Raw genomic sequence first — 11,677 nt, 5'->3', positions numbered from 1 at the left:
ACCAGCCCCGGCCTGGAGGATTCACCGTCGCCCCCCGCTCCCCGCGCAGCTATCGTCCGGGCAGCGCCGAGGAGGGCTTCTCGCCGTCCTGCGCCTGCTGGGCGCGCTCGGCGAACATGGCGGCGAAGGCCGTCACCTCCTGGTCGGAGACGGCCTTCTTGCCCTGGGTGCCGGTGCTGATGCCGAGTACGGTCGTGCCGACCCGGATCTGCGCGATGGTGGCCGGCCCGCCCATCGTGCCCATCTCGGCGCGGTTGGCCACGTGTTCCGCGCCCGGCTCGCCGATGTCGACCGGCACCGCGCCCACGCCCACCCGGTCCCCGCCGTAGTACTCGGCCAGTGCGTCATAGGCGGCGTCGGCTGACTTCTCGTCCTTGTAGGCGAGCGTCCAGAAGTTGAGTGAGGTGCCGTCGGGCTTCCGCGCGTAGGCCGAGGCGCCCCAGTAGGTGACGTGGTCGCAGGCCGTCGCGCGCTTCTTCTTGTTCACCGACAGGCATACCGACGGCGGGAACTCCGGGTTCGGCTCCTGGGCGGCCGGCGTCATCACGCTCCGCCAGCCCGGTACCGCCTTCGCGTCCGGCAGGACCGAGGAGACCTCCGCCTTGCCGAGCGCCTTCGCACCGCCGCCGCTGTCGCCGTCCCCGCCGCCACAGCCCGCGAGCAGCAGCGCGGCCGCCATGGTCGCCGCACCCCGTATGTACCACCGCTGCTTCGTCATGATCCGGTCCCCGTTCGGTTGGCTGCCGGCAGACCCTGCCCCGAGGGCCGCCGGGTGAGTTCTATGCGGCGTCGAGTGCCGACGAGGGTTCCTCGCCGTTCTGCGCCTGCTGCGCCCGTTCGGCGAACATCGCCGTGACGTCCTTGGCGAAGTCCTTGCCGGCCGCGCCCGTCGCGGCGGAGCTGCCGACCCAGAGGATCACCGTGCCGACGCGGATCTGGGCGGTGAACCCGTCCGCGTGCCGGCCGGCGGCGCCCCCGGTGGCGCCGCGCTCCGCGCCCACTGTGCCGATGTCGACGTTCTGGGTGCCGTTCTTGCCCCAGGTGTCCTTCCACAGGATGTCGTACGCGAGGTCGGCGTCCCGTTCCTCCTGGTAGGTGACCAGCCAGAACCGGGTCTCGGCCCGGTCGTCGTCGCGCCGGAAGTTCACTGAGCCGAGGAATCGGGCCCGTTCGCAACCCGTCTGGGTGACGTTCGGGCAGATGAGCTTCTTCGTCATCGGGTCCGACATCGGCGTGGTCGACAGCGCCGCAGTCGCCTTCCAGCCGGGCATGGCCTGTGCGTCGGGCAGTACCGTCCGCATCCGGCTCTGGTCGATCCACGCAGCCTTGGCGTCCTCGGCGGCACCGGAGGAGGAACCGGAGTCCGAACCCCCGCAGCCGGCCAGCAGCAGCGCGGCCGCTCCGGCCGCGCTCCGCATGCACCACCGCTTGCGCAGACCGCTCACGTGTCACCCTCCCCCTCGGCAACTCCACAACTGGGCTCGCCCGGGCCCAGGTTCGATCATAGAGAAGGCATCACGCAGCACCGCCACCCGGCAACAGGTCCGGGTGGCGGTGCTGTGGTGAGGATCTCTACGGGCGAAGCCTCAGAACGCGGCCTCGTCCAGCTCCATCAGGGAGTTGTCGACGGCCTCGGCGAGCGCGCGCTCGGCGCCGACGCCCGGCAGGATGTTCGCGGCGAAGAACTTCGCGGCGGCGATCTTGCCCTGGTAGAAGGCGACGTCCTTCGCGGAGGCGTCTCGCAGCTTGTCAGCGGCCACGGCCGCGCCCTTGAGCAGCAGGTAACCGACGACGACATCGCCGGAAGCCAGCAGCAGGCGGGTCGAGTTGAGGCCGACCTTGTAGATGTTCTTGACGTCCTCGCCGGTCGCGGTGAGGTCGGTGATCATCGTGCCGACGATCGCCTCCAGGTCCACGGCCGCCTTCGCGAGGTGGTCCAGCGCGCCGGACAGCTCCTCGTTGCCCTGGGCGCCCGCGAGGAACTTCTTGATCTCCTCGGAGAGCGTGTTGAGCGAGGCACCCTGGTCGCGGACGATCTTCCGGAAGAAGAAGTCCTGGCCCTGGATGGCCGTCGTGCCCTCGTAGAGCGTGTCGATCTTGGCGTCACGGATGTACTGCTCGATCGGGTACTCCTGGAGGTACCCGGAGCCGCCGAACGTCTGGAGCGACTGCGCCAGCTGCTCGTACGACTTCTCGGAGCCGTAGCCCTTCACGATCGGGAGCAGCAGGTCGTTGAGACCGTGCAGCGCCTTCGCGTCCTCGCCCGCGGCTTCCTTCTCCTGGATCGCGTCCTGGACGGAGGCGGTGTACAGGACGAGGGAGCGCATGCCCTCGGCGTAGGCCTTCTGCGTCATCAGCGAGCGGCGCACGTCGGGGTGGTGGGTGATGGTGACCTTGGGGGCCGTCTTGTCCATGAACTGCGACAGGTCGGTGCCCTGGACGCGCTCCTTGGCGTACTCCAGCGCGTTGAGGTAGCCCGTGGAGAGCGTCGCGATGGCCTTCGTGCCGACCATCATGCGGGCGAACTCGATGATGCGGAACATCTGGCGGATGCCGTCGTGCTTGTCACCGATCAGCCAGCCCTTGGCGGGGTGCTGGTCGCCGAACGTCATCTCGCAGGTGTTGGACGCCTTGAGGCCCATCTTGTGCTCGACGTTCGTCGCGTACACGCCGTTGCGCTCGGCCAGTTCGCCGGTGGTCCAGTCGAAGTGGAACTTCGGGACCATGAAGAGCGAGAGGCCCTTGGTGCCGGGTCCCGCACCCTCGGGGCGGGCCAGCACGTAGTGAATGATGTTCTCGGACATGTCGTGCTCGCCCGAGGTGATGAAGCGCTTCACGCCCTCGATGTGCCAGGAGCCGTCCTCCTGCTCGACGGCCTTCGTCCGGCCCGCGCCGACGTCGGAACCGGCGTCCGGCTCGGTCAGCACCATCGTCGAGCCCCACTGCTTCTCGACGGCGATCTCGGCGATCTTCTTCTGCGCCTCGTTGCCTTCGTCGAAGAGGATGCCGGCGAACGCCGGGCCGGAGGAGTACATCCACACGGCCGGGTTGGCGCCGAGCAGCAGCTCCGCATAACCCCAGATCAGGGAGCGCGGCGAGGTGGTGCCGCCGATCTCCTCGGGCAGGCCCAGGCGCCAGTACTCGGAGTCCATGAAGGCCTGGTACGACTTCTTGAAAGAGTCCGGGACCGGTGCGGTGTTGGTCTCCGGGTCGAAGACCGGCGGGTTGCGGTCGGCGTCGGCGAAGGAGTCGGCGAGCTCGTTCTCCGCGAGGCGGGCGACCTCGTCGAGGATGCTCTTCGCGGTCTCGACGTCCATCTCCGCGAACGGACCGGTGCCGTACAGCTTGTCGCGCCCGAGGACCTCGAAGAGGTTGAACTCGATGTCGCGGAGATTCGACTTGTAGTGCCCCATGGGAAGGCTCCGTAATCAATAGCAGTGGCGCGCAGCGCCCCGTGGAGGGGTGAGGATCGGGCGACGGGCTGGCGGGATACCGGTCTGCCGCGCTGCCGGGGACCTGGCTGGGCCCAGGCGTATCAGCTGACCTCTACGATGATGCTACCCGTCAGTAATAAGACGCAACCCCTCAAGGGGCAGATGTGTCCGATTACTCTTTGTTCCATGTACGGCTACGACCAGAACCAGGGCGCACAGCAGCCGATGGGTGGCGGCTACGGCGAGCAGCCGCTGTATCCCGAACCCTCGCCGCCCTCGCTGGGCGACGCGGTACGGGCCTTCACGACCGGCTCGCTGTCCGCCGAGGACTTCCAGCAGATCTTCGCGACGTCGAAGGTCTACTGCCCGCGCGGCGACAATCCGGGCTTTCTCGCGCTGCACAACACCCAGCAGCCCGTGATCCCGATGTTCACCACGCTCAAGGAGCTGAGGCTGTACGCGGGCAAGGAGTCCAAGTACTTCGTGATCACCGGGGCCGAGGTGATCGACCTGCTGCCCACCGGCTACGGCTTCGTCCTGGACATGGAGGGTGAGCACCGCATGGTCTTCGACGCCAAGGCGGTGGAGCAGATGGTCGACTTCGCGATGCGCCGCATGTACGGCTGACCGGCGACCTTCGAGAAAGGGGCCCGTACCGCTCGGCGGTACGGGCCCCTTTCTGCTGCTCCGGCCGGTGCGGGAATGGATGCCGCCTTGCAGGATGTTCACCATTCAACTAAATTGGTTCCAGAACAGTCCCCCGGAGGTGGCTCCCATGCCCGCAGTGACCGTCGAAAACCCGCTGACCCTGCCGAAGGTCGCCGCCGCAGGCGACGCCGTGGCCCGTCCCGTGCTCGCCGTGTCCACGGCGCCGAGCGGGTTCGAGGGCGAGGGCTTCCCGGTCCGCCGCGCCTTCGCGGGGATCAACTACAAGCACCTCGACCCGTTCATCATGATGGACCAGATGGGTGAGGTGGAGTACGCCGCCGGGGAGCCGAAGGGCACTCCGTGGCACCCCCACCGCGGCTTCGAGACCGTGACCTACCTGATCGACGGAACCTTCGTCCACCAGGACTCCAACGGTGGCGGCGGCACCATCCGGAACGGCGACACCCAGTGGATGACCGCCGGATCCGGGCTCTTGCACATCGAGGCGCCGCCGGAGTCGCTCGTCACGTCGGGCGGCCTCTTCCACGGCCTCCAGCTCTGGGTGAACCTGCCCAAGGCCGACAAGATGATGGCCCCGCGCTACCAGGACATCCGCGGCGGCCAGGTCCAGCTGCTCGCCTCCCCGGACGGCGGCGCGCTGCTCCGGGTGATCGCGGGCGAGCTCGACGGCCACGAGGGTCCGGGCGTCACCCACACCCCCATCACGATGATCCACGCCACCGTGCGCCCCGGCGCCGAGGTGACGCTGCCGTGGCGCGAGGACTTCAACGGCCTCGCGTACGTGCTCGCCGGCCGCGGCACCGCCGGCGAGGAGCGCCGTCCCGTCCACATGGGCCAGACCGCGGTCTTCGGCACCGGCTCCTCGCTGACCGTCCGCGCGGACGAGCAGCAGGACGGCAACACCCCGGACCTGGAGGTCGTGCTGCTCGGCGGCCGTCCCATCCGGGAGCCGATGGCGCACTACGGGCCGTTCGTGATGAACAGCCAGGCCGAACTGAAGCAGGCCTTCGAGGACTTCCAGGCCGGCCGCCTCGGCACCGTGCCCGCCGTCCACGGAATGTGAGCCGCGCAGCCGCCGTATGACGGTTCATCACTCGTACGGCGGCACGGGCCGGGACACCGCACCCTTGCTGTGATCGGGTGAGAGGGTGCAGACCCAGAAGCCCCTCCTGCCCGACGTGGCCCGGCGCACGGCTGCCTGGTGCGGTGTCGTCCTGCTGGTCGCCGGTGTCGCGGCCGTCGCCATTTTCCTGTGCATCATCCTCAAGACCGCCGTCACACCGGTCCTCCTCGCGCTGCTCGGTACGGCGCTGCTCGGCCCGGTCCACCGGCGGATGACCACTCACGGGGTGAACCGCTCGGTGGCCGCCGGCGTCACCTGCGTCCTGCTCGTCGCCGTGGTCGGCGGAGCGGGGTACATCGTCGTCTCGGCGCTCATCGAGACCGGCTCCCAGATCGTGGACTCGCTGAAGGACGCCGGACAATGGGTGGTCGACCACTTCGGGGTCGCTGACGGCGTGAACGTCGTCGATCTCGCGGCCAGTGCCAGGAAACTCGTCGAGAAGTTCGGCGCGAGTGCCGCGGGCGGGCTCCTCAGCGGGCTCACCCTGGTCGGCTCGCTCATCGCCACCAGCGTCCTTGCCCTGCTGCTGACCTTCTTCTTCCTGCGCGACTCCGACCGGGCCGTGAAACTCGCGCACACCATCGCCCCGCGCGGCACCGGGGACCTGGTCGAGGCGATGGGCCGGCGGGCCTTCGAGGCCGTCGAGGGCTTCATGCGCGGGACGACGCTCATCGCCCTGATCGACGCCGTGTGCATCACGGTCGGCCTGCTGATCCTGCGTGTGCCCGGCGCGGTGGGGCTCGGTGCGCTGGTCCTGGTCGGGGCCTACATCCCGTACCTCGGTGCGTTCATCTCCGGGGCCGTCGCGGTCCTGGTGGCACTGGCGGACCGGGGGGTGGTGATCGCGCTCTGGGCGCTCGGGGTCGTCCTGGCCGTCCAGGTGCTGGAAGGACATGTGCTGCAGCCGATGATCCAGAGCCGGACGGTCCAGATGCACCCCGCGATGATCATGATCGCGCTGACAGCTGGGGCGAGCGTGGCGGGTCTGCTGGGGATGCTGCTCGCGGTTCCGGTGTGCGCCGCGGCCTTCGGCATCATCGGCGAACTGCGCAAGGACCGCACCGAGGCCCCGGAGGCATCCGCCGGACCGTCCGGGGCGTCACCGCCGTAGGGCCGTCCGCAGCGGCTTCCACGGCTCCTACGGCTCCTGCTACGGCTCCGCCGACTCGTACAGCTCGAACCAGATCGACTTCCCCGCGCCCCGCGGATCCACCCCCCAGACATCGGCGAGCATCTCCATCAGCACCAGGCCCCGGCCGCTGGACGCCATCTCGCCGGGCCGCCGCTTGTGCGGCAGCTCGTCACTGCCGTCGGACACCTCGACCCGCAGCCGCCGCCCCCCGTGCTCCCCGATCGCCTGCGCGACCATCAGCGCGTCGCCGTCCGTGTGGACCAGCACGTTCGTGGCCATCTCGGACACCATCAGCACGGCCGAGTCGACCTGCTCCGGGTCCGCCCAGTCGTGCAGCATCTCGCGCAGCAGCTGCCGGGCCGCGGCGATCCGTTCCGGTTCGGCCTGGGCGATGGTCAGCGCGGTCCGCCGGGGCGCGGTCGGGTGCACGGTGGAGACCTCGCGCCGCATCAGCAGGACCGCTATGTCGTCCTCGCGCCGGTCGGCGAGCGGCCCCGTCGTGTAGTGCGAGGCCGGTCCGTGCACGGCTTGTACCAGCTCGTCCGCGAGCTTCTCCAGATCGCCGTTGTGTCGCTCCAGGATCGGCCGGAGCCGGACCCAGCCGGTGGCCAGGTCGTGCCCGCCGGTCTCGATCAGCCCGTCCGTGCACAGCATGATCGTTTCTCCGGCCTCCAGCGTGATCCGGGTCGTGGGATAGTTCGCGTCGGCCTCGATGCCGAGCGGCAGCCCGCCTTCCGTCTGGCGGATGAGGGCGGTCCCGTCGCCGGTCATGACCACGGGGTCGGGATGGCCGGCCCGCGCGATGTCCAGGGTGCCCGTGGCCGGGTCAGCCTCCGCGTACAGACAGGTCGCGAAGCGAGCCCCTGTCTGCTCGCCCTCCTCGTACGCGTCGGTGAGCCCGGACAGGAAGCGGGAGGCGCGCGAGAGCACCGCGTCCGGGCGGTGTCCCTCGGAGGCGTACGCGCGCAGGGCGATCCGCAACTGGCCCATCAGCCCCGCGGCGCGCACGTCATGGCCCTGGACGTCGCCGATGACGAGGGCGATGCGGCCGTTGGGGAGCGGGATCATGTCGTACCAGTCGCCGCCGACCTGGAGGCCGCCCCCGGTCGGGACGTAGCGGGCGGCCACCGTCATCCCCGGGATGTCGGGCCCCAGGGACGGCATCATCGAGCGCTGGAGCCCCAGCGAAAGCTCCCGCTCCGTATCGGCGACCCCGGCCCGGGCGAGCGCTTGGGCGAGCATCCGGGCGACGGTCGTCAGCACCGACCGCTCGTCCGGCGAGAACGACACGGGATGCCGGAAACCGGCCATCCAGGTGCCCATCGTGCGCCCCGCCGCGACCAGCGGCAGAAAGGCCCAGGAACGGCGTCCGAACCGCCGGGCCAGCGGCCACGAGGCCGGATAGCGGTCGCGGTAGTCGTCGGGTGACGGCAGATAGACCGCCCGCCCGGTCCGCACGACCTCGGCGGCCGGGTAGTCGGTCTCCAGCGGCATGTCGCTGAACGGGCCCTCGTCGCCCATGTTGTGCCCGTGGTGCCCGACGATCGTCAGCCGTTCGCCCTCGACCCCGAAGACCGCCAGCCCGTCCGGTGAGAAGCCGGGCATGGAGAGCGAGTAGGCCACCCGCAGCACCTCCGCCGTCGACCGGGCCTCGGCCAGTGCCCGTCCCGCGTCGAGCAGGAACGCCTCGCGCGAACGCCGCCAGTCGCCGGTGATCGGGGTGTGTACCCCGGTGGAGCCGGGCTGCGGTTCGGCGACCTCCTGGAGGGTGCCGACCAGCACGTAGTCCGCCTCGCTGCCCCGCTCGGGCGGCAGCGGCTTGGAGCGGCTGCGTACGGTACGCAGCACCCGGCCGCGCTCGTCCACGATCCGCAGCCGGGCCTCGGCGAGCGTGCCCTCGGCGACCGCGAGGTTCACCACCCCGTAGATCTCGTTCCAGTCGACGGGATGGAAGCGGGAGCGTACTTCCGACTCACGGAAGACACCGGCCTCGGCGGGCAGCTCGAGCATCCGGGCCGCTTCCGCGTCCAGCGTGACCGTCCCGGCTCCGTTGTCCCAGCGCCAAAGTCCGGTCGCGGTCGCGGCCAGGACATCGTCGGTGCGCATTGCCCCACTTTAAACCGGCCTGTGCGTGCGGGACAGCGCCGAGGACCTGTCGGCGATCTTGATACGGACAATGACAATGAAACGGTCCGGTCGCGGGCGGTAGCCTGGGGTGGCTGAATCATCCCCCAACCGCGAAGACTGGATGAACGACGATGCATCGGTACAGGTCCCACACCTGCGGCGAGCTCCGCGCCTCTGACGTCGGCACCGACGTCCGGCTGAGCGGCTGGCTGCACAATCGCCGAGACCTGGGTGGCATCCTCTTCATCGATCTGCGCGACCACTACGGTCTGGTGCAGCTCGTCGCCCGCCCCGGTACCCCCGGCAACGACGCCCTGGCGAAGCTGACCAAGGAGACCGTCGTACGGATCGACGGCAAGGTCTCCGCCCGCGGCGCCGACAACGTCAACCCGGAGCTCTCGACCGGCGAGATCGAGATCGAGGTCACCGAGGTCGAGGTGCTGGGCGAGGCCGCCCCGCTGCCCTTCACGATCAACGCCGAGGACGGGGTCAACGAGGAGCGGCGCCTGGAGTACCGCTTCCTCGACCTGCGCCGCGAGCGCATGCACCGCAACATCATGCTGCGCTCGTCGGTCATCGCCTCCATCCGCTCCAAGATGGTGGCCCTCGGCTTCAACGAGATGGCGACCCCGATCCTCGCCGCGACGTCCCCCGAGGGCGCCCGTGACTTCGTGGTCCCGTCCCGCCTGAACCCGGGCAAGTTCTACGCCCTTCCGCAGGCGCCGCAGCAGTTCAAGCAGCTGCTGATGATCTCCGGCTTCGACCGCTACTTCCAGATCGCGCCGTGCTTCCGCGACGAGGACGCCCGCGCCGACCGTTCGCCCGGCGAGTTCTACCAGCTCGACGTCGAGATGTCGTTCGTCGAGCAGGAGGACGTCTTCCAGCCGATCGAGAAGCTCATGACCGAGCTCTTCGAGGAGTACGGCAACGGCCGCCACGTGACCTCGCCGTTCCCGCGCATCCCGTTCCGCGAGTCGATGCTGAAGTACGGCAACGACAAGCCGGACCTGCGGGCCAAGCTGGAGCTCGTCGACATCTCCGACATCTTCGCGGACTCGGAGTTCAAGGCCTTCGCCGGAAAGCACGTCCGCGCCCTTCCGGTGCCGGACACCGCGGGCCAGTCCCGGAAGTTCTTCGACGGCCTCGGTGCGTACGCGGTCGAGCACGGCGCCAAGGGCCTGGCCTGGGTCCGCGTCGGCGAGGACGGCACGCTGGCGGGCCCGATCGCCAAGTTCCTCACCGAGACGGACATCAAGACCCTCACCGAGCGTCTGTCCCTCGTCCCCGGCCACGCCGTCTTCTTCGGCGCGGGCGAGTTCGACGAGGTCTCCAAGATCATGTCCGTCGTCCGCGTCGAGGCCGCCAAGCGCGCCGGCCACTTCGAGGAGGACGTCTTCCGCTTCTGCTGGATCGTCGACTTCCCGATGTACGAGAAGGACGAGGACACCGGGAAGATCGACTTCTCGCACAACCCGTTCTCCATGCCGCAGGGCGGCATGAAGGACCTGGAGGAGAAGGACCCGCTCGACATCCTGGCGTGGCAGTACGACATCGTCTGCAACGGCATCGAGCTGTCCTCCGGCGCCATCCGTAACCACGAGCCCGAGGTCATGCTGAAGGCATTCGGGATCGCCGGTTACGAGGCGGAGACCGTCGAGAGGGAGTTCGCGGGCATGCTGCGCGCGTTCCGCCTCGGCGCCCCGCCGCACGGCGGCATCGCCCCGGGCGTCGACCGCATCGTGATGCTGCTGGCCGACGAGCCCAACATCCGGGAGACGATCGCCTTCCCGCTCAACGGCAACGCGCAGGACCTGATGATGGGCGCCCCGAGCGAGCTGGACGAGACCCGGCTGCGCGAGCTGAACATCCAGCTCCGCAAGCCGGTCGCGCCCGCGAAGGGTGCCGTCGAGAAGGACGCCACCGAGAAGTAGCCCGCCGCGCTCACCGGCGCATTCAACGGGTTTCACGTGAAACAGCCCCCGGCGCACCCGCCGGGGGCTGTTTCACGTCCAGGGGCTCCCCGGAGTCACACAGGAACGCACAGCCCGCGCTCACGTCCCTGCCAGCTGGGCTGCCTAACCTCCCCGGCATGACAGAGAATCAGGGACCCGCACACAAGAAGGACTTGACCCGACGACGGATGGTCATCGCCGGCGGCGCGGTCGTCGCCGCAGCCGGGATAGGTGCCGGGGCCGTCGCGAACGCCTCGGCAGGGGAAGGCGGTGGCGGCAGCGGGAAGCAGGCCGCCGAACAGGGCGAGGCGTGCTACCGGCTCACCTCGGAGACCACCGAGGGCCCGTACTACATCGACGCCGACAAGATCCGCAAGGACATCACCGAGGACAAGGAGGGCATCCCGATGACCCTCCGGCTCAAGGTGATCGACACCGACACCTGCAAGCCCGTCAAGCAGGCGGCCGTCGACATCTGGCACTGCGACGCCCTGGGCGTCTACTCCGGCTACGAGAACATGAGCCAGGGCGGCCCCGGCGGCGGCGGTGGCACCCCGCCGAGCGGCGCCCCCACGGACGCTCCGACCGGTACCCCGACGGGCACCCCCACCGGGACGCCCCCGACCGGCACGCCCCCGACCGGCACGCCCCCGTCCGGCGGCCCCGGCGGTGGCGGCGGACACAGTGAACCGACCGACGACGAGCGCTATCTGCGCGGCACCCGGCTCACCGACAAGCACGGCTACGTGGAGTTCGAGACGATCTTCCCGGGCTGGTACCAGGGCCGCGCAGTGCACATCCACACCAAGGTGCACGTCGGCGGGAAGATGACCGACGCCGGTTACGAGGGCGGGCACACCTGCCACACCGGCCAGTTCTTCTTCGCGGAGTCCGCGGTCCTCGACTCGGCGAAGGTCGCCCCGTACTCCACCAGCACCACCACCCGTACGACCCTGACCGAGGACACCATCTACGACCAGAGCGGTGTCACGGGCGGGCTGCTGAAGCTCTCGTACCGGAAGAAGCACATCGAGCGCGGCGTCGTCGGCTCGATCACCATGGGCGTGGACCCGGACGAGACGCACGACGGAACGGGGATGTGATCACCCCGCACTGATCCGCACTGATCCGCACTGATCCGCACGCACCGCCGCAGCCTCCCCGGGCCTCCGTTCCCCCGCGGAGACGAAGGGCCCCGAACCGAAGCACCCGGTTCCGGGCCCTTCGTGCTGCGCGGCGA

General features: G+C 69.6%; 9 protein-coding genes. 5 read left to right on the top strand and 4 right to left on the bottom strand.

The genetic code is table 11. The features are described from left to right. Positions 1–49: 49 nt before the first annotated feature. The 3 genes from SH922_RS19310 to SH922_RS19300 all read right to left on the bottom strand — a co-directional run bounded on the left by SH922_RS19310 (position 50) and on the right by SH922_RS19300 (position 3,413). The gene (locus SH922_RS19310) at positions 50–718 is read right to left on the bottom strand and encodes a hypothetical protein (protein WP_393059185.1); all 669 of its coding nucleotides are present in this window, start codon (positions 716–718) and stop codon (positions 50–52) included. Positions 719–779: 61 nt separating this feature from the next. After that, a complete protein-coding gene (locus SH922_RS19305; RefSeq protein WP_393059184.1) occupies positions 780–1,445 on the bottom strand; it encodes a hypothetical protein in 666 nt (221 codons plus the stop codon). A gap of 141 nt (positions 1,446–1,586) precedes the next feature. Next, positions 1,587–3,413 carry an acyl-CoA dehydrogenase gene (locus SH922_RS19300; protein ID WP_393059183.1) on the bottom strand — a complete coding sequence of 609 codons (1,827 nt, stop codon included), beginning with the start codon at positions 3,411–3,413 and terminating at the stop codon, positions 1,587–1,589. Between the two features lie 207 nt (positions 3,414–3,620). Here SH922_RS19300 and SH922_RS19295 point away from each other — a divergent pair, with 207 nt between their 5' ends. The 3 genes from SH922_RS19295 (at position 3,621) to SH922_RS19285 (ending at position 6,337) form a co-directional block, all read left to right on the top strand. Beyond that, a complete protein-coding gene (locus SH922_RS19295) occupies positions 3,621–4,061 on the top strand; it encodes an SseB family protein (protein WP_136207169.1) in 441 nt (146 codons plus the stop codon). A gap of 148 nt (positions 4,062–4,209) precedes the next feature. Beyond that, entirely contained in the window at positions 4,210–5,166 is a 957-nt protein-coding gene (locus SH922_RS19290; protein ID WP_393059182.1) for a pirin family protein, read from the top strand. A gap of 85 nt (positions 5,167–5,251) precedes the next feature. Beyond that, positions 5,252–6,337, top strand: a complete 1,086-nt coding sequence (locus SH922_RS19285) for an AI-2E family transporter (RefSeq protein ID WP_393059181.1) — start codon at positions 5,252–5,254, stop codon at positions 6,335–6,337. Between the two features lie 39 nt (positions 6,338–6,376). Here the strand turns inward: SH922_RS19285 and SH922_RS19280 are convergent, their stop codons facing one another. After that, a complete protein-coding gene (locus SH922_RS19280; RefSeq protein WP_393059180.1) occupies positions 6,377–8,464 on the bottom strand; it encodes a SpoIIE family protein phosphatase in 2,088 nt (695 codons plus the stop codon). Between the two features lie 152 nt (positions 8,465–8,616). Between SH922_RS19280 and aspS the strand changes: the two genes are divergently transcribed. Together aspS and SH922_RS19270 are read left to right on the top strand one after the other, a co-directional pair. After that, a complete protein-coding gene (gene aspS / locus SH922_RS19275) occupies positions 8,617–10,416 on the top strand; it encodes an aspartate--tRNA ligase (RefSeq protein ID WP_393059179.1) in 1,800 nt (599 codons plus the stop codon). A gap of 158 nt (positions 10,417–10,574) precedes the next feature. Continuing rightward, entirely contained in the window at positions 10,575–11,540 is a 966-nt protein-coding gene (locus SH922_RS19270; protein ID WP_393059178.1) for an intradiol ring-cleavage dioxygenase, read from the top strand. Positions 11,541–11,677: the final 137 nt, after the last annotated feature.

Origin of the sequence: Streptomyces sp. LN549 (assembly GCF_043203805.1) — a bacterium.
Classification (GTDB): Bacteria; Actinomycetota; Actinomycetes; order Streptomycetales; family Streptomycetaceae; genus Streptomyces.
The sequence above is the reverse complement of the archived record's forward strand: the minus strand, read 5'-3'. Positions and strand labels throughout refer to the sequence as shown.